At 66.6% G+C, this 21781-nt stretch carries 22 protein-coding genes; 10 read left to right on the top strand and 12 right to left on the bottom strand.

Features of this window, described 5'->3' with window-relative positions; genetic code table 11:
* Positions 1-10: 10 nt before the first annotated feature.
* Entirely contained in the window at positions 11-1012 is a 1002-nt protein-coding gene (gene hpnH / locus BM150_RS18015) for an adenosyl-hopene transferase HpnH (protein ID WP_092928486.1), read from the top strand.
* A gap of 178 nt (positions 1013-1190) precedes the next feature.
* On the top strand, positions 1191-1898 hold the full coding sequence (locus tag BM150_RS18010; protein WP_245755580.1) for a VC0807 family protein: 708 nt from the start codon (positions 1191-1193) through the stop codon (positions 1896-1898).
* A gap of 90 nt (positions 1899-1988) precedes the next feature.
* Here the strand turns inward: BM150_RS18010 and BM150_RS18005 are convergent, their stop codons facing one another.
* The 4 genes from BM150_RS18005 to fdxA form a co-directional block, all read right to left on the bottom strand.
* Positions 1989-2741, bottom strand: coding sequence for an SDR family NAD(P)-dependent oxidoreductase (locus BM150_RS18005; RefSeq protein WP_092928485.1), 753 nt, complete (start codon positions 2739-2741; stop codon positions 1989-1991).
* An 88-nt stretch (positions 2742-2829) separates the two neighbouring features.
* Entirely contained in the window at positions 2830-3753 is a 924-nt protein-coding gene (locus tag BM150_RS18000; RefSeq protein ID WP_092928484.1) for a DMT family transporter, read from the bottom strand.
* Positions 3750-6239: an MGDG synthase family glycosyltransferase gene (locus BM150_RS17995; protein WP_092928483.1), complete on the bottom strand. Its 2490-nt coding sequence runs from the start codon at positions 6237-6239 to the stop codon at positions 3750-3752. Before BM150_RS17995 ends, BM150_RS18000 begins: the two co-directional genes overlap by 4 nt.
* 178 nt (positions 6240-6417) lie before the next feature.
* Positions 6418-6741, bottom strand: coding sequence for a ferredoxin (gene fdxA, locus BM150_RS17990; RefSeq protein WP_092928482.1), 324 nt, complete (start codon positions 6739-6741; stop codon positions 6418-6420).
* Between the two features lie 187 nt (positions 6742-6928).
* Between fdxA and BM150_RS17985 the strand changes: the two genes are divergently transcribed.
* Positions 6929-7723: a DeoR/GlpR family DNA-binding transcription regulator gene (locus tag BM150_RS17985; RefSeq protein ID WP_092928481.1), complete on the top strand. Its 795-nt coding sequence runs from the start codon at positions 6929-6931 to the stop codon at positions 7721-7723.
* Between the two features lie 93 nt (positions 7724-7816).
* Here BM150_RS17985 and BM150_RS17980 read toward each other — a convergent pair whose 3' ends face one another.
* Positions 7817-8227, bottom strand: coding sequence for a DUF2267 domain-containing protein (locus BM150_RS17980; protein WP_092928480.1), 411 nt, complete (start codon positions 8225-8227; stop codon positions 7817-7819).
* Between the two features lie 154 nt (positions 8228-8381).
* Complete coding sequence (locus BM150_RS17975; RefSeq protein WP_092928479.1) at positions 8382-9038, bottom strand: O-methyltransferase; 657 nt, start codon at positions 9036-9038, stop codon at positions 8382-8384.
* Positions 9039-9276: 238 nt separating this feature from the next.
* Between BM150_RS17975 and qcrB the strand changes: the two genes are divergently transcribed.
* Both qcrB and BM150_RS17965 read left to right on the top strand, forming a co-directional pair.
* Entirely contained in the window at positions 9277-10944 is a 1668-nt protein-coding gene (gene qcrB, locus BM150_RS17970; RefSeq protein ID WP_092928561.1) for a cytochrome bc1 complex cytochrome b subunit, read from the top strand.
* 228 nt (positions 10945-11172) lie between these two features.
* Positions 11173-11601, top strand: a complete 429-nt coding sequence (locus BM150_RS17965; RefSeq protein WP_245755579.1) for an SPW repeat protein — start codon at positions 11173-11175, stop codon at positions 11599-11601.
* 130 nt (positions 11602-11731) lie between these two features.
* On the opposite strand, the gene BM150_RS17960 is transcribed toward BM150_RS17965, so the two are convergent.
* Positions 11732-12175: a universal stress protein gene (locus BM150_RS17960; RefSeq protein WP_092928478.1), complete on the bottom strand. Its 444-nt coding sequence runs from the start codon at positions 12173-12175 to the stop codon at positions 11732-11734.
* A gap of 41 nt (positions 12176-12216) precedes the next feature.
* On the opposite strand from BM150_RS17960, the gene BM150_RS25300 reads away from it, so the two are divergent.
* The 3 genes from BM150_RS25300 (at position 12217) to BM150_RS17950 (ending at position 14256) form a co-directional block, all read left to right on the top strand.
* Positions 12217-12291: a hypothetical protein gene (locus BM150_RS25300; protein ID WP_139219584.1), complete on the top strand. Its 75-nt coding sequence runs from the start codon at positions 12217-12219 to the stop codon at positions 12289-12291.
* A gap of 305 nt (positions 12292-12596) precedes the next feature.
* A complete protein-coding gene (locus BM150_RS17955; protein WP_092928559.1) occupies positions 12597-12917 on the top strand; it encodes a hypothetical protein in 321 nt (106 codons plus the stop codon).
* 319 nt (positions 12918-13236) lie between these two features.
* Positions 13237-14256, top strand: coding sequence for a Rieske (2Fe-2S) protein (locus BM150_RS17950; RefSeq protein ID WP_092928477.1), 1020 nt, complete (start codon positions 13237-13239; stop codon positions 14254-14256).
* Positions 14257-14325: 69 nt separating this feature from the next.
* Here the strand turns inward: BM150_RS17950 and BM150_RS17945 are convergent, their stop codons facing one another.
* From BM150_RS17945 to crtI, 5 genes are all read right to left on the bottom strand, one after another.
* Positions 14326-15921: an FAD-dependent oxidoreductase gene (locus tag BM150_RS17945; protein ID WP_092928558.1), complete on the bottom strand. Its 1596-nt coding sequence runs from the start codon at positions 15919-15921 to the stop codon at positions 14326-14328.
* Positions 15921-16640, bottom strand: a complete 720-nt coding sequence (locus tag BM150_RS17940) for a class I SAM-dependent methyltransferase (protein ID WP_092928476.1) — start codon at positions 16638-16640, stop codon at positions 15921-15923. Before BM150_RS17940 ends, BM150_RS17945 begins: the two co-directional genes overlap by 1 nt.
* A 211-nt stretch (positions 16641-16851) precedes the next feature.
* A complete protein-coding gene (gene idi, locus BM150_RS17935; protein ID WP_092928475.1) occupies positions 16852-17424 on the bottom strand; it encodes an isopentenyl-diphosphate Delta-isomerase in 573 nt (190 codons plus the stop codon).
* 3 nt (positions 17425-17427) lie between these two features.
* A complete protein-coding gene (locus tag BM150_RS17930) occupies positions 17428-18414 on the bottom strand; it encodes a phytoene/squalene synthase family protein (RefSeq protein ID WP_092928474.1) in 987 nt (328 codons plus the stop codon).
* Positions 18411-19940 (bottom strand): phytoene desaturase family protein, encoded by a 1530-nt coding sequence (gene crtI, locus BM150_RS17925; RefSeq protein ID WP_092928473.1) that lies wholly within the window; start codon positions 19938-19940, stop codon positions 18411-18413. The genes BM150_RS17930 and crtI overlap by 4 nt, the downstream gene beginning before the upstream one ends.
* A gap of 462 nt (positions 19941-20402) precedes the next feature.
* Here crtI and BM150_RS17920 point away from each other — a divergent pair, with 462 nt between their 5' ends.
* Positions 20403-21086, top strand: a complete 684-nt coding sequence (locus BM150_RS17920) for a glycosyltransferase family 2 protein (protein ID WP_092928557.1) — start codon at positions 20403-20405, stop codon at positions 21084-21086.
* The gene (locus tag BM150_RS17915) at positions 21083-21769 is read left to right on the top strand and encodes a TIGR04282 family arsenosugar biosynthesis glycosyltransferase (protein WP_092928472.1); all 687 of its coding nucleotides are present in this window, start codon (positions 21083-21085) and stop codon (positions 21767-21769) included. The genes BM150_RS17920 and BM150_RS17915 overlap by 4 nt, the downstream gene beginning before the upstream one ends.
* Positions 21770-21781 lie beyond the last annotated feature (12 nt).

Raw genomic sequence — 21781 nt, 5'->3', positions numbered from 1 at the left:
AGGTGCCGCAATGGGTATCCCGATCCGCCAGGCCGCCAAGGTTGGCGCCTACCTGGTCAAACAAAAGATTCTGCGGCGTAAGAAATTCGCGTTGACCCTCGAACTGGAGCCGTTGTTCGCGTGCAACCTGGCGTGCGCGGGCTGTGGCAAGATCCAGCATCCGGCCAACGTGCTCAAACAGCGGATGCCGGTGGAACAGGCATTGTCCGCCGTCGAGGAGTGCGGAGCTCCGGTTGTCTCCATCGCGGGCGGTGAACCGCTGATGCATCCCGAGATCGAGACGCTCGTCCACGAACTCGTCAAACGTAAGAAGTTCGTCTACCTGTGCACCAACGCGCTGCTCATGCCGCGCAAGATCGACAAGATCGAGCCCTCCCCCTACTTCTCGTGGGCAGTGCACATCGACGGATTGGAGGAGCGTCACGACGCCTCCGTGAGCAAGCAGGGAGTGTTCGCGCAGGCGGTGGACAACATCAAGGACGCTCAACGTCGCGGTTTCCGCGTGACCACCAACAGCACCTTCTTCAGCACCGACACGCCCAAGACGGTCATCGACGTGCTGGACTACCTCAACGACGAACTCAACGTCGACCAGATGATGCTGTCCCCCGCGTATGCCTACGACAAGGCGCCCGACCAGGATCACTTCCTGGGGGTCGAGGAGACCAGGGAGCTTTTCAAGAAGGCTTTCGCCGACGGGAGGCGCAAGAAGTGGCGGTTGAACCACTCACCGCTGTTCCTCGACTTTCTCGAGGGCAAGCGCGACTTCGCCTGTACGGCCTGGGCGATCCCCTCGTACTCGTTGTACGGCTGGCAGCGCCCCTGCTACCTCATGGCGGACGGATACGCACAGTCCTACCGCGAGCTGATCGAGGAGACCGACTGGGAGTCCTACGGCAGGGGAAGAGATTCCCGTTGCGCCAATTGCATGGCACACTGCGGCTACGAACCCACCGCGGTGATGGCGACGATGGGGTCGCTACGGGAGTCGCTGCGGGCGATGCGCGGCTGAGCCGCCTGCACGGTGTGTCCGTGGTCACCGGCTGCGGTGTAGTGCCGTGACCTCGGGCTATAATGGAACTCGACACGAAGTCCATCGCGCGGCTCGTCGCATTCTCAACAGCGCGATGTAACCGTCCACGGCGTCGGTGCGGGGTGCCCCGATCCCGCACGCGCCGCGTGAGGTCAACATGCACAATCCGACGACCGTCCAGCTGGACGGGCTCCGGACTCATCTTTCACACGCGGGCAAGAAGCTGTTGGAGACCACCCTCGCGCCCTTGGGGTTGTTCTACCTGCTGCTACAGCTGACCGATCTGACGGGAGGGCTGCTGGCGGCGCTGGGATGGGCGCTGGCGGCTGTGGTGTGCCGACTGGTGTTGCGCGCGCGGATCCCCGCGGTGCTGCTGTTGACCACGGCACTGTTGGCGGTACGGACGGTTGTCGGTCTGCTCTCGCAGAGCGCCTTCCTGTATTTCCTGCAGCCGAGCCTGCAGAACTTCCTGATAGCGGCCGCGCTGCTGGCCACGCTGCCGTTCGAACGAACCTTCCTCGCACGGTTGGCCGACGACTTCTGCGTCTTTCCACCCGCCCTGATGGGCCACGCCGTACTGCGACGATTCTTCCGCCGGGTGTCGTTGCTGTGGGCCGCCGTGTTCATCGCCAACGGGGTCGCCGCGCTCTGGATGCTCGCCGAGCACACGGTGGGGCAGTTCCTGCTGGTGAGCACCATCGGGTCCTACGGACTCGTGGCTTCGGCCGCTCTCGTCTCGTTGTTGTGGTTCCGCAGGGAGCTGCGTGGTCACGGAATCCGACTGCGGATCGGCAACGGGGCTCCCGGTCTGTTGTCCAACGTGCTACGGCCGATTTGGAACCCGCTCGGTAGCGGTGCGCGTTGACCTTGGCATGCTCCGAACCCCGCAACAGCACTCTTGCCGCGGGGCCTGAGCGAACTCTCGCTGTTGTGGGGGCCAGGGGCGCGCGATCGGTCAGCGGTCACGACCGAACAGCCCGTTGAGCCGGTTGAAGGTGCCGGGCATACCCCCCTGCAGCCGGGACGCCGCGCCCAGCCAGCGGGGTACGAAGCTCTCCCGGCTGCCCTGTTCGATCGCCCTCACGATCCGGGAAGCCACCAGCTCGGCCGAGACCTGTCGGGGAAACCCGCGTTCGTAGGCCCTGCCGCGTCGCCGGAAGAACGGAGTGCGTACCGCGCCGGGCAGTACGGTCGTGACTCCGATGCCGGTATCGCCGATCTCGTGCCGCAACCCGGTTGCGAAGGCACGCAGTCCCGCCTTGGTCGCCGAGTAGACGGCCTCGTCGCGCACTCCTACGGCGGCGATCGACGAGACGAAAACGACGTGTCCACCGCCACGCTGCCGCATGTCGGGCAGCAGCAGGCGGGTCAGCTCCAGCGGCGCCGCCAGGTTCACGGCGAGCAATCGGTGGACGTGCTCGCTCGGCATGGTGGTGAACTCCCCGGCCCAGCCGATTCCGGCGTTGTTGATCAGAACGTCCGCCCCGGCCGCCACGTCGGCGACCCGGGGGAGTTCTTCGGACCGGGTGAGATCGGCCGTCACGGTCCGAGCTCCGGTCATCTCCGCGACGTGCCGCAGCCCGCGTTCGTGGCGGCCGACCAGGATCAGTTCGCACCCCCGCCGCGCCAGCGACCTCGCGGTGGCCGCGCCGATCCCGGAGGATCCACCGGTCAGCAGCACCGTTCGCCCGTCGAGACCGAACCGCATTCGTTCACCTGCCTTTCCTTCGGCAACCCCATCCCCGTGGGTGAGGGAGAACCGATCCCGCGGGTACCGTCCTCGGTCGGGGGAGTGGCTACCCCCAGGTCACTGTTCCACCATCACCGAGTGAGTCGTTGTTCTCGATCTCCCTCCGCAACGACTCACCCCGATGCGTGAGCAACACGATTCCGCCGACGATCGCCACGGCGGCCACTGCCTGACCCCCCAGCACCGCCGGAGTGGAGACCACCTCCTCGCCGAACCAGCCGATTCCGATCGCCACCCCCACCAGCGGGTCCACGGTGGTGATCACCGCGAGAGCGGGGGAGATCAGCTTTCCCTGCTGAAAGGCGTTCTGGCTCAACAGGAAACCACACGGGCCGACGAGGCACACCGCGTAGAGCACCCAGTGCTGGAACGGTTCGACGAAGCCACCCGCGCGGAACTGACTCGCCACCACCTTCATCAGCCCCGCGGTCACCCCGTAGATCACCCCGGTCGCCAACGCCAGCGCGATCACCCGGATCTCGCCGGGGAAACGCGAAGCGGCCAACAGACACACCACCGTGATCACTCCGAGCAGCACCGCCAGCGGGATCGCCTGTGGCTCTATGGTCTCGTCACCGCCCACCGGACGCGCCAGTAGCAGGAAAGCGGCGAGGCCACTCATGCACCCGAGCGCTCCCAGTACGACGATCCGGTCCAGCTTGCGGTGCGCCAGCCAGGCCGCGTGCAGGGCGGCGAACAGCACGCTGGTCACCAGCAGCGGCTGGACCAGCATCAACGGGCCGTAGGCCAGTGCCACGACCTGCAGGGAAAGGCCCACGATGACCGTGCCGACACTGGCCAGCCATATCGGCTTGCGTACCAACTCCAGCAACAGGCGTGGGTTGAGAGTCCGGATACTTGGCACCTGTTTGGTGGCCCGCTGCTGTACCGCGCTGGCCATGCCGAAACTCGCGGCGCCGACCAGCGCCGCCGGAACCGCTATCGTGAACCAGGCCCCCGTCGCGGTCAACGTTGCGCTTCCTCACGGGTGGTCCCCGGCCGCGGAGTGGAGTCGGCCAGGTCTCGCAACTCCCGGAAGCAGGAGCGCAGCTGCTCGCACAGCCGGGAGGGAAGCCACTCCAGCCGAGCGTCGGCGGTGATTCCCACACCCACCGTATCGCCCCAGCTGATCAACCCCATCGCCGTTCCGACCCCGGGAGCGAGCGGAAGGATCGGCAGCACCTCTGCCACCAACGCCCCCCAGACCCGTGGCGGGCGACGCGAGCCCGGCATGGCGGAGACCAGCGCGTTGAAGAATCGACGCTGATAGATCGTCCGAACCAACGGCCGATGCAGCGGAGTGGGAAGCGTCCCCAGCGCCGCCATGGCGATGCCCGCCGCCGCCGGTTGCCCGTCGTGCTGTCCCGCGTTCAGCCGCTCCGCCACTTCACGCAAACGCTGCTCCGTGTCCATGGGGCCTACGGGAAGGTCCACCGACACCGCGACGGTGTGGTTCCCGAACATCTCCACCGTCGGTGTGTCCCGAGGTGAACGCGTGGTACGCGGCACCATCACCCGCATGTGCTGTCCCGGACCGGTGCCGGTTCGTTCGGCGAGCGTGCGGTGCAGCGCCTCGGCGGTCAAACCGATCAGCAGCACACTGCTGGGGATGCCGCGAGCGCGTGCCTGCGCGCGTACTTCGCTGGTGGGTAGCTCCGCGGTGTCGAACACCCGGCCGGAGGTGCTGTCCCCGTCCAACGGGCTCCGCGGCGCCGGTCCCGCCGTGGCCAGCTTCCACATTCCCCGCGCCACGGTCAGCACCGTGCGTCCCCGTGAAGTGACGAGGGAACGGAGCGCGGCGGACGCCGTGGCTTCTCGCTCGTCGCGCGAGGGCGGTGAATCCCGCTCCCGCTCGTCGGCGCTGTCACGAAGCAAGCGCACCAGGGTGTTCGTAACCGCGATGCCGTCACCCAGCGCGTGGTGCAACTTCGCGAGGATCAACGTTTCGGTGTCCGTGCGCAGCACCCTCAGCTGCCACGGAGGGCGATCCGTCGGTACCGCTGCGGTGAAGAACTCCCGCACCACCTCGTCGCGTTCCGGTGCGGTGCGATGATCCAGATGTTGCCACGGTTCGATACGCCGAACGGTGTGCCACCGCGGGCCGCGAACGCCTCGTTGGACCAGGGTGTTGCGCAGCATCGGCAGCGAACGGGCACGTCGTTCGATCAGCTCGGCGAGGTGCCCGGCCCACTGTTCGGCGGTTCTCTCCTCGGGCGCCTCCCGCAGTCGCAGCACGGCACCGGTCTGCTGGGGTACCACCGCGTCCGCCGCGTGCACGAAGAACCGGTCGGAGGAGCGCAACCGTCGCGCGCCGCGGTGCCTGGGCAGTTCGGCGAGCGCGGCCACCTGCTCGGTGAACTCGCCCGCGGTCGCCTGCTCCAGGGCACGCTGTTCGTCCCGTCGTAGTCGCTCGGGGCTGGTGGTGAGTTCGTGCAGCGTCGCCGCCAGCGATTCGGAGGTCGGGCACAGTTCCGCCAGACCCGCTCGTGCCATGAGTTCCGCGTTGGCTCGACCGTGTCCGGCGATCGGTTCGAACATGATCACCGTGCGGCCGCAGGCCATCGTCTCCAACGCGGTGGCACCTCCAGCGTTGGAGATCACCACATCCGCCGCGGCCGTCAACCCCGGCATGTCGTCGCACCAGCCCAGCGCCAACAAGCTCCGCTCGGTGGTGTCGCGTTCCGCAAGTCGCGCGCGCAGCTGCTCGTTACGGCCACACGCCACGATCACCCGGTCGACGCGGGATTCGGCCAGCGCCGCGTCCACGGCGCGTTCCACCGAACCGAACGACAGCGAGCCGCACGCGATCAGGACCTGAAACCCCTCGGTCGGCATGCCCAGCGACCGCCGGGCCTCCTCCCTTTCGCGGGGACGGAACGCCGCGGAAACGGGAGGTACGCTCACGGCCGCCGTGGCGTCCGGCTGCGCACGGTGGAGCGCTCGCAGGCTGGCTTCGCTCATCACGTAGTGCAGGTCGATCTCCGGGTACACCCAGAACGGGTGCGGGCAGAAGTCCGAAACCACGGCCGAAACCGGCTTCTCCAGCTCGCCACGGCGACGCAGCCGATCCAGCCCGGCAGTGGCCATCGGGTAGGTCGAGATCACCAGATCCGGTTCCCACCGTCGGATTCGACGGCGAAGCGGTGGTCCGACCCAGGCTCCCACGAAACGTCGAGAAGCGGTGGCGAACCAGTGCCACCGCCACAGCGCGTCGTAGAACAGGTCGTACAACCACGGGGTGGACTCCACGTTGCGGACGTAGATCCATCGGAACAGTGGTCCGACTGCCGGACCCATCATCCGCAACGTGTCCAGACGTGCTGTTTCGCATCCGGGCCAGAGTCGTCGCACCGCCTCCTCGATGGCCCGGGCCGTCGCGTTGTGCCCCTCACCGATATCGGCACTGACCAGCAGTATTCGTTCCGGGGAGCGACCGTTCGGGTGATGGGAGGTCACCGGCCAAAGTCCTTCCGTGCTCTCGGCGTCTCGTGGCGGGGCAACGGCGCTGTCACTGGTCGGCTCACCGGAAGCACGCACCGTCCTTCTCCGCAAGACCGTATCGCCCTCGGACACGTTTGGCGATCAGGCGGTCGCAGTGAGTCGCGAAAGTTTCACCGCTTTATCCGGGAACGGATCAGTCCCGCGGCGGTAATTCCGCCACGGGTGTCACGTCGCGTCCCGCCCTGCCGACCTTGGCGGCTCCGCCGGGGGAGCCGAGTCCGGCCATCTCGAAGAACTCGGTGTTGAACGTGGTGTATTCGGCCCATTCGTCCGGCACGTCGTCCTCGTAGTAGATGGCTTCAACCGGGCACACCGGCTCGCACGCCCCGCAGTCGATGCACTCGTCGGGATGGATGTAGAGCATCCGCTCTCCCTCGTAGATGCAGTCCACCGGACATTCGTCGATGCAGGACCTGTCGAGTACGTCCACGCACGGCTGAGTGATTACGTAGGTCACGAGGAGCTCTCCCGGGCCGAGGGCAAGCGATTCCGCCCGCTAGACGTACCCAGTGGTGGCGTGTTCGATGCCGATCGGAGATCGACCACCGGGCTCGGTGGTCGCGATTGATACGTTGTCCGGGGCGGGATCCCGGGCACCTCCGCGGTCGAACAGCCTTCGCGGTGCCCTCGAGTGAGCGTGAGGAATGAGCAGGACATCCAAAGGGGCGCGTTCGCGGGAGCAGCGTCAGCAGCAGATCGTCGACTACGTCCTGGAACGTGGTTCCGCGAGCGCGGCCGAACTCGCCGATCTCGTGGGCGTGAGTCTGATGACCGTGCACCGTGATCTCGACGAACTGGCCAGGCGTGGGCTGCTGCGCAAGTTCCACGGTGGCGTCTCCGCACAACCCTCCACCGTCTTCGAGGGCAGTTCGGAGTACCGGATGGGGGCCAACCGGGAACTCAAGGACGCGATCGCGAGGACGGCGCTGCGGCTGGTCGAACCAGGTTCCTCCATCCTGCTCGACGACTCCACCACCGCGCTGACGCTGGCCGGACTGCTGGGGGGCGTGGGGCCGCTCACGGTCGCCACCAACTACCTCCCCGTCATCCAGGAGCTCAAGTCGTTGCCCGACGTGCACCTGATCTGCCTCGGTGGCAACTACTCGGCCACCCACGACTCCTTCCTGGGGTTGCCCTGTATCGAGGCGGTGGGAGCGTTGTCGGTGGACATGGCTTTCGTGTCCACCTCGGCGATGAACGCGACGATGACCTTTCACCAGGAGCACGAGCTGGTGCAGGTCAAACGAGCCATGCTCGACGCGGCGGCCACCAGCGTGTTGCTGATGGATTCGAGCAAGATGCCGCGCAAGGCGCTGCACCGCATGGCTCCGCTGGGGGACTACGACAAGCTCGTCGTCGACGACGGGGTCGACCCCGAACTGCTCGCCGCCGCCGGTGATGTGATCGATGTGGCCGTGGCACCCACCGGAAACGTCTGACCCCACGTTGGTGGGCAACCCGGGCCGGAGCGACGGCCACGCGTGGCGACCTCACAACGCTCGACGAGCCACCACCGTCGGTCCCGGGACGCGTTACTCGCCCGCGGCGCGCAGCATCTCGGCGAGATCGGGAGGAAGCTGTGCGACGGTGTCCTCGATCTCCTCCTCGGGGACCCAGTACAGCAGCACCGCGAACACCGCCTCGACCCGCCGTTCCACCACGTCGAGATCGACCGTGTCGATTTCACCGCTGATCCGGTCGAGGAAGGTCTCCCTGTCGAAGGCGACCGCCTGCCCCTCGAACCGATACAGCTCTTCCCGTAGTTCCGGGGGCAGAGCCGGAGCGAGATCGTAGAGCTGCCCCGCGGCAAGTCGCTCGGAAAGCGCGCGTAACGACGCACGCGCCAGTCGGTCGGCCGCGGTGCCGTCGGACAACTCAGCCTGCTGCCGGACCTGTTCCAGGAAGCTGGCCATGGTCGGACCTGCCGGTTCCGGATGTGTCATCCTCGTCCTTCCACCGTCTGGGGCCGTTCAGCGTTTCGTACCCGGTTCACCGGAGATCGAAACCCCCACGGCGGAGACCTCTCGTCGGGAAACGCGAGTGCCGCCGCGCCGGTCCGTAGTGTTCGGACCGCACAGGAGCCGGGGCGGTGAACGCTCAGTGCCGCCTTGCCAACGTGATCCCGTCGCTGATCGGCAGCATGGTCAACTCGACGCGTTGGTCCCGCAGCGCGTACCGGTTGAACTCGTGGATGGCGTGGGCGCTCTCGTCCTGTCGCTCGTGGAGCACCCGCCCACCGGCCAGCACGTTGTCCACCACGATGAAGCCCCCGGAGCGGGTACGCGGCACGATCTCGTTCCAGTACGCGATGTAGCCCGTCTTGTCGGCGTCGATGAAACTCAGGTCGATCACGGCCGTGTTCTCCAGCCCGCGCAGGGTGTCCAGCGCCGGGGCCAGCCGTAGTTCGATCCGTTCGGATACACCTGCCCGGTGCCAGAAATGGCGTGCCACATCGGTGTACTCGGTACTCACGTCACAGCACAACAACCGACCGTCCTTGTTGAGGCCGCGCGCGATCGCCAGTGCCGAATAACCGGTGAACGTCCCCACCTCCACCGCGTACTCCGCCCGAATCGCCTTGGCCAGCAGCGTCAGCAGCGAAGCCTGTTCCGGTGAGATCTGCATGTCCGCGCTGTCGGGCAGCAACCGCTGGGTGTCCTCGATCAACTCCCGCTGCAGGGTATCCGGGCGTGGTCCGTGTTGCAGCAGGTACTCGTGCAGTTGTTCGTCGAGCTGGGCCGACTTGCGAGTCACGTCGCCGACGCTACCCGCACGATCCCGCTCCGCAACTCGTCGAGGTTTCCCGCACCACCGCCGGGGGCGGTGCGTGCCCCTTTCGGCGTCGCTGGGGCCGAAGAGCACCGGCGACCGTGCGGTGTGGACGAGCGGCGTGCCGCTCCTGGCTCGCGTAGCGGAACAGGGCTGTTTACGCTGGCGAGCGAGTGTCAGGTCGATCGCCGGACGGGTCCGAAAGGCAGGCGTGATCGTCGTCATGAGCAGATTGACGCGGCCTACGAAGCAGTCCAGCAGGGCGTATCGCGCCGCTGCGGCCCAGGCGAACGAGGCCGACCAACGGTTGCAGCTGGCATCCGGCATGCGGCGGCAGATGAACAAGGTGTTCCCCACGCACTGGTCCTTCCTGTTGGGCGAGATAGCGCTCTACACGTTCATTCTGCTCTTGTTGACCGGTACGTACCTGGCGTTCTTCTTCGATCCCTCGATGGCCGAGGTGACTTACCAGGGCGCTTTCACCAATCTGCGCGGTGTCGAGATGTCACGTGCCTACGAGTCGGCACTCAACATCTCCTTCGAGGTGCGCGGCGGCATGTTCGCACGGCAGATCCACCACTGGGCCGCGTTGCTGTTCCTGGTGGCGATCGTGGCGCACATGTTCCGCATTTTTTTCACCGGCGCCTTCCGCAGGCCGCGTGAAACCAACTGGATCCTGGGAATCCTGCTTTTCATCACCGGGATGTTCGAGGGCTTCACCGGGTATTCGCTTCCGGACGATCTGCTTTCCGGAACCGGAGTTCGCATCGCCTCCGGAATCACGCTTTCGATCCCGGTGATCGGCACTTGGCTGCATTGGCTGCTCTTCGGCGGCGAGTTCGTCGGGGACGAGATCATTCCGCGTTTCTACATGATCCACATATTTCTGCTCCCCGGTATCATTCTCGGGCTGATCGCCGTTCACCTGGCTCTTGTCTGGTATCAGAAGCACACTCAGTTTCCCGGCGTGCGCCGCAGCGAGAGCAATGTCGTCGGAGTGCGGATCATGCCGATCTTCGCGGTGAAGGCGGGCGGTTTCTTCGCGGTGGTCGTGGGCGTCACTGCCATAATGGGTGGGATATTCCAGATCAACCCGATCTGGAACCTCGGTCCCTACGTCGCCTCGATGGTCTCGGCCGCCTCGCAACCAGACTGGTACATGATATGGACCGACGGCTTGGGTCGACTGTGGCCACCGTGGGAGGTCTATCTCTGGGGGCAGGCAACCATCCCGGCACCGTTCTTCCCGCTGATCGGTGGTATGACAGCGGTGTTCACCCTGGCACTGGCCTACCCGTTCCTGGAGCGGAAGCTCTCCGGTGACGAGGCACATCACAACCTGCTGCAACGGCCCAGGGATGTTCCGGTGCGTACCGGCCTCGGAGCCATGGCGATCACTTTCTTCGTGATCGTGCTGCTCAGCGGTGCCAACGACATCATCGCGTTCAAGTTCGACATCGCGTTGGAAGCCACGACCTGGATGGGGCGTATCGGTGTGCTGCTCGCTCCGCCTGCCGCCTACTACATCGCTTATCGCATCTGCATCGGGCTGCAGCGAGCCGATCGGCAGGTGCTCGAGCACGGTATCGAGACGGGCATCGTCAAGAGACTGCCGCACGGCGAGGTCATCGAGTTGCACCAGCCACTCGGGCCCACCGACGAACACGGCCACCCCGAACCGCTCTCCTACCAGGGAGCGCCGATTCCCAAGAAGATGAACAAGCTCGGTGCTGCCGGACGTCCGCTTCCCGGCAGCCCGCTGTGGCCCGACCCTCCGGAGGAGACCGAGCAGTTGCGCGAGGCGGAACGCCGTGAGGCCGAGGAGCCGGAACGCCCGCAACCGCGGGAACCGGAACTGCCCAGTGGGCGGTCACGCGACGTGACGGAGTGATACCTCGGGAGTGGATTCGGACCCGGTTCCGCCCGTCGGTGCCTCCCCGATACAAGGGACCATTGTCGCTGGACATCTCCGCGACTCGGGTCCACAGTATTGGTGCGGACCCTCCTTACGGGTCGCGCAGGGCAGTCCGTGTTTCCCGGATGAACGGCGCGGTGCCGCAAGGGGTTCGACGTGGCCGGCGGGGGCCGGTTGCCACAGCGAACGGTAGAGGTGATCGAGATGACACAAGCCGGTTCGATCGAGAGGCATCCCGATCTCGTCGAGATGCGGGCACGCTACGAGGAGGCGAGCGAAACCCCGCAGGGACAGCTCCTGGAGGGGGCCACCCTGCTGGCGGGAGTCTACCTGGCGATCTCACCATGGGTTGTCCAGTTCAGCGCCACCAGCTTCGACGTGGCGCTCGGCAATCTGGTCGTGGGACTGACAGTGGCCGTGCTGGCACTCGGGTTCGCCTCCGCTTACAGCAGGACCCACACCGTGGCCTGGGTGGTCCCGTTGCTGGGAGCTTGGGCCGTCATCGCTCCGTTCGTCATTCTGGGAGGCGGAGTCGGCCTGGGCATGCTGCTGAGCAATGTGATCACGGGCGGCCTGATCGTGCTGCTCGGTGTGGGGCTGAGCACGTTGGTGATGATGCGCCGTCGGCGCTGACGAGGTGGTCGACGAACGTGGTCGACCCGACGTGCCGGACTCGGCGTGCTCGACACGCGGTGGCGGTCGTATCGGGTCGACCACGTGGCCGAAGGGGCCAGGGCTTGGCCGGTGAAGGGCGTGCGGAGAGCTATCGCCGCTCGGACGAAGCGTGCACGATGACCACCGGGCACTCAGCGTGATGGGTGCACTTGTGGCTCACCGAGCCGAGCAGCGCTCCGACGAAGCCGCCGTGCCCGCGACTTCCGACCACCAGCAGCTCGGCGCCCGCCGCGGTGTCGAGGAGCACTTGCGCGGAATCCCCCTGTGCGACGTGGGTACGCACCCGGGGCGGATCAGCCCGGCGGTCCACCGCGTTGTCCACGGCGTCCTCCACGGTGACGCTGGCCGCGTTCTCGAACTCCCTGGGTGGCACCGCACCACCCTCCCAGCTGTAGAACGCCGGGTATTCCCAGGCAGTAACGGCTTCCACGGTGGCGCCGGTGAGTTCGGCCTGGCTGAGGGCCCAGTCCAGTGCGGCCAATGAGGAGGCCGAGCCGTCGATGCCGACCACGATCCGGTTTTCCTGGCTCATCACGCATCGTCCATCCCGGCGTTTGATATCGCGACTTCGTCGTGGCGTGTGCCGCGGCGGTGTGTGCTCTCGCGTTCCCCGACTGTCCCACTCATCCGCCCTATCCGCTCGGTTGAGCTCCTTTCCGGTGTGGTTCGGCAACCGAATTCGATACGAAAGTGTGATCTGAATCGTTCGCGGGTACGTTCATGTCACCGGCGGAAAGCCACGACCTCCGGAGTCGCGATGCCTCGATGGAGCGGAGCGAGGATACGCCGCGTGGGCCGGTCGCGGTGATACGACGGCAGCGCTGCCGTGCCGCGACGCCGACTCGCGACCAAGTTCGACGCGAACCGGCTCGCCGGGGATCGTCCGCGGTCGCGGAACTGATCGTGTGGCCGATCGGAATCGTTCACCGTCGCACGGTTGTTTGGAGAGCACGTTGCCGAAACGAACGACCAGCACGCCGTCGTGGAGCGTTATAGCCCATGACACGGACAGGCTCAACCAGGCCGTACACGAGCTCCACACCGGGCACGACACATCGTCGGGCCTGGAACTCAGTCACGAGCTGCTGCGTGCGGTCACGCTGATCGGGGAACGTCTCGCGACTCTGTTGGACGGGTTGGCCAAACGCCACGAGAATCCCGGTGTGCCCGAGCAACGCACCGTTCACCTCGCGCTTGACCAGGCGGCGGCCGCGGCCGAGGACCTGGGGGAGTGCGCGCGCCGCGCGGCCCGCACCCTGGAGGACGAACACTGATCGGGTCGATCTCCACGCCGTTCCGGCGTACCGGTACATTACCGAGTGTGTCGGAGTCGCTCCGCGAAGCACGGGGGTGCCGGCCGGAAGCTCCGGTCGAGTAACTCGAGAATGGCCCGTTCCAGGGTTTAGTGGCTTTCGGGGTTTCGCGGCGAAGTCGTCCCGTTCATCGGTGGCAGCTCGGCTCCACGCGCGGGTGCGGTGCTTTCGCGTCAGGGCGTGTCCTCGGTGAGCCTGTGTGCCTCGGCTCCGACAGCAGGTTAGTCTTCGCGGCGTCCGGTTCGCGCGACGTCGCCCCCAATCGAGCAACGGAGTCAGCATGTTCGGCTTCTCGAACGGGAATTCGGTACGCAACGCACTGCCACTTCGCAAGTTGCGGGTTTCCGACTGGGCGCGGCAGGAGGGAACATGGCGCGAGGCCCGCCCTTCGCTGATCGCGGCCGCCCTCAAACGCGCCCGGGCGCGCCCGTCCGGTAACTGGTTCGTGCTGGCGGGTAGCGCGCAGATCGACCGACGCAGCCCCTTCGCCCGTACCGTGGCCGGCACCGAGGTGGTCGCGTGGCGTACCGAGGACGGCGCGCTGCACGCGGGTCCGGGTGCCTGCCCGCATCTGGGAGCGCCGCTCGGGCAGGCAGCGGTGGACTGCGGACAGTTGGTCTGCCGCTGGCACGGGCTCAGACTGGACGAACGCGGTGGTCCGTGGTGGACGCCGTTCCCCACTTACGACGACGGTGTGCTGGCCTGGGTGCGCCTGGACGACTCCGGCGGGGAACAGCCGCTGGAGCGTCCGGTGGTGCCGCGCCGCCCACCGCTGCGTGACAGCATCTCCGAAGTGGCCACCGCGACCGGTGTCTGCGAACCCGACGACGTGGTGGCCAATCGGCTGGATCCCTGGCACGGTTCGTGGTTCCATCCCTACTCGTTCGCCAACCTCAGCGTGCGGCGCGCCCCGGAATTCGAGAGCAGCGAGCAGGAGGACTTCTTCGAGGTGCTCGTCTCGTTCCGGCTGTCCCGCGGGATCGGGGTGCCGGTAACCGCCACTTTCCACTGCCCGGATCCGCGTACCGTGGTGATGCGCATCGTTGAGGGGGAGGGGGTCGGTAGCGTGGTGGAAACCCACGCCACACCGCTGGAAACCGGTTCCGACGGCGGTCCGCGCACCGCCGTCATCGAGGCCACGGTCGCCTACTCCCGACGTCCCGGGTTCCGGATGGCGCTGCCCGCGGCAGGCTTGCTGCGCCCGTTGATGCGACGGGTGGCACTGCGGTTGTGGGCCGACGACCTCGCCTATGCCGAACGGCGCTACGAACTGCGCAGCACCGGGCGGTTTCCCGGCTGAGTGCGCCGGGAGCCGTACTGCTCCCGGCCATCGCCGGTGTGTACGCCTCGTGGGCCACCGACTCGAGTTTCAGCCTCCCAGACCGCGCAACAGGGCGAATCGGCCACGGTCGGGAACGCTCCACAGGGTGTGTCCCCGCACACCCCACCCGCGCAGCAGCTCGTTCGCGGCTCGCATCCCTGTTGTGGCGGCGCGTTCCATCAGGGCGACCGGTAGGTCGACACGCACCAGGTCTCCTGCCAGCATCAGCGCCGGATCGGGCGTTCGCACCCCGGGACGCTCCGCGAAACCGCCGGGCGGAAACAGCGGGCAGTCGGCTCGCAGTTCGTGACGCTCGTCCACGATGCCCGCTGCTTCGGTTTCCGGATATATCCTGGCCAGTTCCGACAGCATCCGCGATCGCATGCTCTCGAGGGATGGTTCACCCGGTAGTGCGTAACCGTGCAGCTCGAGCACGGAACCCCCGCGATCTCCCGCCCAACGGGCGGCTTCGTGCTCGTAGCGTTCCAACACGCTGATGTTGTCCAGTGGCCCGTAGCCACTCGTTCCGAGGAAACCGGGTCTGTCCCGGCGAACCGGTCGGTCCAACCACACTCGGGAGACCAGAAACGGCGGTGCCTCGCGCAACTCAGCTATCCGTGTTCGCCACCGTGACGTCCCCAGATCGGGTGAGTTGCCGACGATGCCCCGCAGCCCAGCGGTGTCGGTGGCCAGTACCACCGCGTCGAATTCCGGAATACCGGATTCTGGTGCTCCCGCGGACTCCGAACGTACCGCGAAGCGTCGGTCGGATCCCCGTTCCAAGGACCTGACCGGGGTGTCGGTGATCAGGGTCACACCGTGTTCGACCAGGTATTCAGCCAGCGGATTCCACAACGCTTCCGGGAACGAGTTCGCCGCCACGTCGAACAGCAGTCCCTCGCTGGAGCCGAGGAAATAGATGTGAAACATCGTCGCCAGTTCGGCGGCGGACAGCTCGGTGGGAGCGGCGAAGAAGCTGCGGGAGAACACCTCGAACGCCAGATGTTTGGCAGCCGGGGGAAAGCGTATTCGATTGAGCAGCGTGTCCGCGTCCAGATGGTCCAGACGCTCGTAGATCTCCGGGACCGACACCTGTGCCAGCGGCAACGCGGCACGGGTTCCGAGTCGTGGGAGGTCACGCCAGCTGAACGTGGGACTTCGTGCGACGAACGCGAGGGCATTCCACGGTGGAGTACGTGGCAGCCCGGCGAAAGTGTCCCGATATCCGGCACTGTGCAGCAGCGGATAGTCCGGAAGCGCGGTCAGTCCCGAAAGGTCCGGATCGGCACGCCGCAGAAGTGCGCGAAGGTTGTAGTACTGCCGGAAGAACGCGTGGAACCCACGATTCATACCGACGTCCGAGCCGTCCGAGAGCGTGGTCCGCCAACCACCGACACGTCCACCCAACCGACCCTGTGCTTCCAGCACCGTGACCCCGACGCCGCGCTCGGCCAGACAGGTGGCCGTCGCGAGTCCGGCGATGCCACCGCCGATCACCGCTACCCGGGGAACACGCGCGAGATGACTCGTGTCCGGCGTGCCGTCGTGTGGGGGATGCGGCACCGCCCTGCGGTCCAGCCCGGGAGGTCCGTGCCCACCGTACCCGTTGTCACCGGCCGATCGGTAAGTCGTGAAACCGCGCATCATGCTTCCGCCGTCTCGGGTCGCTTTCCGATCAGGGTGTGCACGATGCCCCGCTGCCATCCCGACATCGAGCCGAGACGTACTCCGACCAGGCCGTTCCGACGCATCCGCGCGGCGAGCTGTTCGGTCGAGTCGAACCTCAGCACGCTGCGCCACAGGTAGGGGTGAATTCCCGAGCCCCGCGTACTAAGTTCACCGGCGGGAATGATCACGCTCCAACACACCGCCGACCAGACGAGTCGGGAGACGGGGCGGTTCCGCACGGAGAACTCGTGCAGTGCCAGGCGAGCGCCGGGTGCGAGCAACTCGCGCAGTACGCGTAGCCCGGCATCGGGGTCGGAGAGGTTGCGGAGCAGATAAGCCGCCATGATCCCGTCGAACGGTCCGCGCACACCTGCTTCTTCGAGTCCGTCCAACGGTGCGTGAACGAACTCCACCTTGTCCGGCCAGGACTTGCGTTCGGCCTGTGCCAGCATGTTCGCGGAAGCGTCCGTGGCCACGATGTGCGCGCGCGGCGCGATTCGGAGCAGTGCCGCGGTGGACGCGCCGGTGCCGCAACCCGCATCCAGCAACCGCAGTCCGCGGCCGTCGTCGGGCAGGTGCAGCCGACGTGCCGATCGCCGCAGCGCGCGATGATATCCGGGGTTGATTCCGACCAGCCGGTCGTACTGTCGAGCGCTCTGCTCGAAACCACCCACGACGGGGTACCGGGAAGGCATCAGCAGTCCTTACATGGAACTCGTAGCAGAACCAGCGCGTGTGGTAGCGGGCATTTGACTCGGCGTCCTGCCGCGGTTGACCGGCTTTCACGTAACCGTGCGAGCGGTGGGCGGTCCGGTCTCGCGAGGTATCCCGATCACTTCGGGCCGATTCGCCCGCCGTGCCGAACAGCGGTCGCGGTCGACGAACTCACGCCGTTCTCTTCGGCTCCTACCCTGCTTCCACCGTGTTCGAGGATTCCTCGAACACGGTGTTCAGCAGCGGAACCTGTTCGACCGCCCAAGGGCTGATCGCCCACGGGGTTCGCATCGCCAGCAGCACGAAGTCCTCCCAGCCCACCTGTTTCCAGTCCGCGATCTCGGACGGGGCCGGCACGGGTGGTTCGTCGGTCACGGCCGTGTACACCGGGCACCACTCGTTTTCCACCACCCCCGTGACGTCGACGGCTCGGTAACGAAAGTTCGGCAACCGCAGCCGCGGCGTCCCGATCTCGATCCCGAGCTCCTCCCGTACCCTGCGTCGCACCGCGGCATCCATCGGTTCACCGGGCGCCGGATGCCCACAGCACGAGTTCGTCCAAACACCGGGCCAAGTTCGTTTCTGAAGCGCACGACGGGTAACCAGCAGTTCTCCCGCGGAGTCGAAGACATAGCAGGAAAAGGCCAGATGCAGCGGAGTGTCACCGTGGTGCACTTCGGATTTCGGTGCCGTACCCACTGGCTCACCCGAGTCGTCGAGCAGAACCACGAATTCCCCGTCAGAAACGGGGGAGCTCGAGTCCATCGGTTACCTACCACCCAACACAGAACTGGACGACACCTGACCGACACTATCCGTCAACCGTGCCCGAATCCGGGCGGTGACTACGGGAACAGTGCCACGCAGCGCCACACCGAATCCGCGTGACCGCGACACCGAGACACGATTGGCGAACACGTCGTACCCCGATTCCACTATCCGATCCAGTATCTCACCGTAGAGCGTGTAGGCCGTGGCGATGCACGGACGTGAGATCGGATCCAACATTTCGATCCCTTCGGCGGCATACCGGTAGATCGCTCTGGTACGGGCGATCTGATCGGCGAGTGCGCTGCGAACCCTTCGATCCGCTTTCCCCGTCTCCAGGCAGCGCCGCAGTCTCGGCTCGTCGACGCCGAAAGCGAGCAGCTCGTCGGCGGGCAGGTACACGCGTCCCTTGCGCAGATCCTCACCGACATCGCGCAGGAAGTTGGTGAGCTGGAACGCGTTTCCCAGTGCCGCCGCGTAAGGAGCCGCTTCCTCCGGCGGGCACCGGGTCCCCAGCACGGGGAGCACCTGTAAACCGATGACTTCGGCCGAGCCATGGACGTACTCGTCCAGTTCCGCGCGGTTCCGGTACCCGGCGACGGTCAGGTCCTGCCGCATCGAAGCCATGAAGGAGTTGAAGTGCCGCTGTTCGAGCCCGTAGCGGTTCGCGGTGTCCACCACCGCCCTGACCACCGCGAGCTCGCTTCGCTCACCCGCGAATCCCCGGTCCAGTTCCGCCCACAGGTCGTCGATCCGGGCATGCCGGGTCCGTTGCTCGAGGGATCCCCGTGGCTCGTCGACGATGTCGTCGACTTCCCGTGCCAAACCGTACAACGCGTGTATCGCCGGACGGCGCGACGGCGGCAACAGCCGTGTGGCCAGGAAGTAGGTACGCCCGTGTCTCGCGTTGAGCTCACGACTCCGGCGATAGGCGGCCCGGAGCCCCGGCGAGTGGATACCGGCCGCGTCCAGCTCCCGCTCGCTCATCGTGCGGCCGATCCGACGCCCGGTGCACGGCGAGTTCCCCGCCCACCTCGGCCGTTCCCGGTGACTCGGTGAGCTGCCAGCTTGCCGGACAACACCACGGTGGGAACCCCTACGCCCGGGGTGGTTCCGCAGCCCGCCAGGACCGCGTTCTCGATGCCGCTGACCAGGTTTCTCGGGCGGAAGGGGCCGGTCTGGGCGAACGTGTGCGCCGCGCTGAACGGGGTGCCGGCGAGCATCCCCCGCGCCGCCCAGTCCGCCGGTGTAACTATGCGGCTGACCTCCATCGAGGATTCGAATCCGGGCATGAGCCGGTGCTGCAGTGAGTCGATCACTTCTCGCGCGTAGCCGTTCGAGATGGCGTCCCAATCGGGGCGGGCGAGGTCCAGGTTGGGGCAGGGAACCAGCACGTGGTGCAGGTGCTTGCCCGCCGGTGCGAGTGAGGGGTCGCTGCGAGTGGGATTCGTAATCAGTACCGAAGGGTCGCTCATCAGCTTCCCGTGACGTGTCAACTCGTCGAAGGTGCCTTTCCACGCCTGTCCGAACGAGAGCGTGTGGTGACTCAGTTCCGGCTGATCCCGGTTCGTCCCGGCGTGTATCAGCAACGCCGAGGGAGCCGCGCGCAGTCGTACGGGACGTCGCGGAGCACGACCCAGCAACCGGTAGGAGACGGGAAGATCGGGAGTGAGCACCACCGAGTCACACGGAATGCGTTCACCGTGCTCGGTGTGCACAGCGGTGATCCGTTGTCCACGACGTTCCAGGTCCGTCACCGAGCTGCCGTACCGGAACACCGCTCCCGCACCGGCGGCCGCCGCGGCCAACGCGTCCGGCACCGCTCGCATACCGCCGCGTGGGAAGTACACGCCCCGTACCGTGTCCATGTAGGAGATCACCGCGTACGCGGCAAGCGCGTTGTGCGGTGCGACCCCCGCGTACAAGGCCTGGAACGAGAAGACGCGTCGCAGTCGTTCGTCCCGCAGGAACCGGCCGATCCCGCGGTGCAGCCCCCCGAAACCGCCCACCGCGGCCAACCGGGCGAGATTCGGGTCCAGCAGATTCAGCGGAGAGTCGAAATTGGCATTGATGAAGGTCTCGTACTGTACCGAGTAGAGCCTGCTCAACCACTGTCGTAACCGGCGGTAACCCGCTGCCTCGTCGGGACCCGCGAACTCCCGTACCTGTTGTTCCATGGCCGCCGCGTCGGTACGAACATCGATACTCGAACCGTCCGCGAACCGTGCGCGGTAGGCCGGATCCAGCGGTATCAGCTCCAGCCGGTTCTGTACCGATTCACCCACCGCCGCCAGCGCCTCGTCCAGAAGTTCCGGCATGGTCAACACGGTCGGTCCGGTGTCCATGCGGTATCCCGCGATGTCCAGCCGCCCCGCACGGCCTCCCGGGAAATCCTCAGCCTCGACGAGTGTCACCTCGCGTCCCGCTCCGAGCAGGTGCAGCGCAGCGGTCAATCCGGAAAGTCCCGCGCCCACGACGACAACACGCTCGGTGGGGCCGGTGACTGTCCGCATGCGGGTCGCTCCTTAGAGGTGATCGGAGAGAAGTCGGTTCTCACGGCGAACCGCTCGTCTTGGCTCAGTCTAGAAATCCACTCGGATCCCTTCAAATTCGCGATATCACTTCTTCGGGTGAGGTCTTCGGGTTGAGGCGGACGGGCGCGTGCTCCGAACGATATACACGGTTGTGCCATCGTGACGGGATCACCGGCTCTTGCCGACGAGGGGCGACGAGTCGATGGATCACCGGTTGCCTCGCTCCGAGCGGCTTCCACGGTCGGCCGCCCCAGGACGCGGATCCTCGCTCGCCACCAACCCCTTCTCCGGCGGCCTACGAACAGTGTTCGGTGGCAGTGTGCGGCAGTAAGCCCGGCCGTCGCCACCAGCGGCGACGAGCGAACGTGTGTCACGCGAAAGGAGTCAGCCACAGTGATCAGGCACGATCGTGCGAGTGAGTCCCACCCGGAGTTCGGAGCCATGCCCAGGCCACCGCTGAACGAAACCGCCGACGTCGAGGTGGTGCTGCCCTGCCTCGACGAGGCCGCGGCCCTGCCCGCGGTACTGGACTCGATCGTCGAGGGGCTTGCCGTACCCGTCCTGGTGGTGGACAACGGTTCCACCGACGGCTCGCCGGAGGTGGCGGCCCGGCACGGCGCACGAGTCGTCCACGAGTCCAGGCCGGGCTACGGCGCGGCCGTGCACACCGGGCTGACGCACGCGTGCGGCAGGGTCATCTGCGTACTCGACGCGGACGGTTCCGTGGAGCCGACCGAACTTCCCGCACTGATCAATCCCGTGGTCGAGGGGGAAGCCGATCTCGTGGTGGGGAAGCGGGTGCCGACCGTACGCTCGGCGATGGCGTGGCACGTCAGGGTGGGCAATGCCGCCATCGCGGCACTGATCCGTCGAAACGGACTGCCCGTGCACGATTTGGCTCCGGTTCGGGTCGCCGATCGTGTGAAACTGCTCGACCTGGACATCCAGGACCGCGCGTTCGGCTATCCGCTCGAGCTGTTGCTGCGAGCGGGACGTGCGGGCTGGCGAGTACGCGAACTACCGGTCCGGTACTCCCCCCGTACAAGCGGTACGAGATCCAAGGTGTCCGGCTCGATGAAGGGAACCGCTCGCGCGGTACGCGACATGATCAAGGTGCTGCGATGAATCCGACGGTCGTACTGGTCGTGGCCAAGGCTCCCGAGACCGGGCTGGCCAAGACACGCCTCACACCACCGCTTTCCCCGGAACAGGCAGCCACTGTGGCCGCCGCGAGCCTGTTGGACACGCTGACCGCGGTTCGCGGTATCCCCGGGATTCATCCGGTGATCGCCTGGACAGGTGAGGTAGAGCGTGCCTGCCGTCGTGACGCGATCGCGGACGCCATGGCCGACATGGATCTGGTCTGGCAGCGCGGGGGACATTTCGGCGAGCGGTTGGCCGCGGCCCACGCCGAGGTGGCGGAACGTTATCCCGGCTCGCCCGTGTTGCAGATCGGGATGGACACACCGCAGGTCACTCCCGAACTGCTCGCCGAGTCGGCCGCGCCGCTGCGCTCCCGCGAGGGGCCGGAAGCGGTCCTGGGGCCGGCTCTGGACGGCGGGTGGTGGGCGCTCGGCCTGCGCGAACCGCATGACGCGGAAGTGCTCGGTTACGTCCCGATGTCACGACCGGAGACCGGGGAACTGACCGGAGCGGCCCTGGAACAACGTGGACTCCGGGTCCACGAACTGGTTGAACTCTCCGACGTGGACACGGTGCCGGACGCGCATCGCGTGGCCGAATCGATTCCCGAATCGGAATTCGCGGCGGCGTTGCGTGCGAGCGTCGAACGGGAGGGCGCCGTGTAGCGGCGCACGGCC

Origin of the sequence: Actinopolyspora alba, assembly GCF_900112765.1 — a bacterium.
GTDB classification, from domain to species: domain Bacteria; phylum Actinomycetota; class Actinomycetes; order Mycobacteriales; family Pseudonocardiaceae; genus Actinopolyspora; species Actinopolyspora alba.
This window is presented reverse-complemented; position numbering and strand designations above follow the sequence as displayed.

What these genes read in the sequence shown, in the direction of transcription:
- hpnH (WP_092928486.1), top strand. Translation starts at nt 11, where the DNA reads ATGGGTATCCCGATCCGCCAGGCCGCCAAGGTTGGCGCCTACCTGGTC.
- BM150_RS17915 (WP_092928472.1), top strand. Translation starts at nt 21,083, where the DNA reads ATGAATCCGACGGTCGTACTGGTCGTGGCCAAGGCTCCCGAGACCGGG.
- BM150_RS17980 (WP_092928480.1), bottom strand. Translation starts at nt 8,227, where the DNA reads ATGACACATCCGGAACCGGCAGGTCCGACCATGGCCAGCTTCCTGGAA.
- BM150_RS17940 (WP_092928476.1), bottom strand. Translation starts at nt 16,640, where the DNA reads ATGCCTTCCCGGTACCCCGTCGTGGGTGGTTTCGAGCAGAGCGCTCGA.
- BM150_RS17920 (WP_092928557.1), top strand. Translation starts at nt 20,403, where the DNA reads ATGCCCAGGCCACCGCTGAACGAAACCGCCGACGTCGAGGTGGTGCTG.
- BM150_RS17985 (WP_092928481.1), top strand. Translation starts at nt 6,929, where the DNA reads ATGAGCAGGACATCCAAAGGGGCGCGTTCGCGGGAGCAGCGTCAGCAG.
- BM150_RS17930 (WP_092928474.1), bottom strand. Translation starts at nt 18,414, where the DNA reads ATGAGCGAGCGGGAGCTGGACGCGGCCGGTATCCACTCGCCGGGGCTC.
- BM150_RS17945 (WP_092928558.1), bottom strand. Translation starts at nt 15,921, where the DNA reads ATGCGCGGTTTCACGACTTACCGATCGGCCGGTGACAACGGGTACGGT.
- idi (WP_092928475.1), bottom strand. Translation starts at nt 17,424, where the DNA reads ATGGACTCGAGCTCCCCCGTTTCTGACGGGGAATTCGTGGTTCTGCTC.
- qcrB (WP_092928561.1), top strand. Translation starts at nt 9,277, where the DNA reads ATGAGCAGATTGACGCGGCCTACGAAGCAGTCCAGCAGGGCGTATCGC.
- crtI (WP_092928473.1), bottom strand. Translation starts at nt 19,940, where the DNA reads ATGCGGACAGTCACCGGCCCCACCGAGCGTGTTGTCGTCGTGGGCGCG.
- BM150_RS17960 (WP_092928478.1), bottom strand. Translation starts at nt 12,175, where the DNA reads ATGAGCCAGGAAAACCGGATCGTGGTCGGCATCGACGGCTCGGCCTCC.
- BM150_RS18010 (WP_245755580.1), top strand. Translation starts at nt 1,191, where the DNA reads ATGCACAATCCGACGACCGTCCAGCTGGACGGGCTCCGGACTCATCTT.
- BM150_RS17965 (WP_245755579.1), top strand. Translation starts at nt 11,173, where the DNA reads ATGACACAAGCCGGTTCGATCGAGAGGCATCCCGATCTCGTCGAGATG.
- BM150_RS18005 (WP_092928485.1), bottom strand. Translation starts at nt 2,741, where the DNA reads ATGCGGTTCGGTCTCGACGGGCGAACGGTGCTGCTGACCGGTGGATCC.
- BM150_RS17950 (WP_092928477.1), top strand. Translation starts at nt 13,237, where the DNA reads ATGTTCGGCTTCTCGAACGGGAATTCGGTACGCAACGCACTGCCACTT.